The 694-nt window shown below is 46.8% G+C and carries 1 protein-coding gene; it reads left to right on the forward strand.

Annotated elements, in window-relative coordinates; translation table 11 throughout:
• Positions 1-15: 15 nt before the first annotated feature.
• On the forward strand, positions 16-694 hold a 679-nt coding region (locus A3766_RS00200), incomplete at its 3' end, for a hypothetical protein (protein ID WP_156508566.1).

Consider the following 694-nt stretch of genomic DNA (forward strand, 5'->3'; position numbering starts at 1 on the left):
GATTCTAGCGTAGGTATGAGTTGGTCCAGTGTGACAGCACCGTCGGTCAATACTTCAGGCTCGGGGGGAATGCTGGTGGCATTTTATACGCTTGAAGCCGGAGACGCAGCGTTTTCCGCACCTGTCGGTATGACTGAAATGTACGATATTGAGGAACATAAGGGTAATGACGGAATAACAACAATGGCCGCATATGAGCTTCGACCTACGGCAGGTGCATCGGGTGATCGAGTCGCGACGGCGTCAACAATTTTTGATGATGCCATTGGTCACTTAATTGCTTTGAGAGAAGGGGCGAGTGGTGTATTGAATGTTGATAGTGTCCATGGTGCCTGTGGTGTTGATAATCTCTTGGTAGTCGAATTCGACAATACCATTGATAGTGATGCCTTAGATACTAGCTACTACTCCTTAAATGCAGCGACGATTAGTAGTGTTAGTCAGCAAAGTGACACAACGGTTGTATTGCAGGTAACAGGAATTGTAGCGGGCCAGGCATATACCTTGACGGTGGATGGTACTGATCACAGCGTTGATTTCTCTGGTTTAACTGGTCATTACTTTGATCAACGTAACGGAAGTGGAACCAAGGTTTCTCAGCCTTCAGGTTTATTTACCGGTACGGCATATCTGCGTAAAGATAGCCAAGTGGATTTTGGTTGGGGCTCAGGAACGCCGACTATTTTCCCTAGTA

The sequence above is a fragment of the Oleiphilus sp. HI0132 genome, from assembly GCF_001635845.1.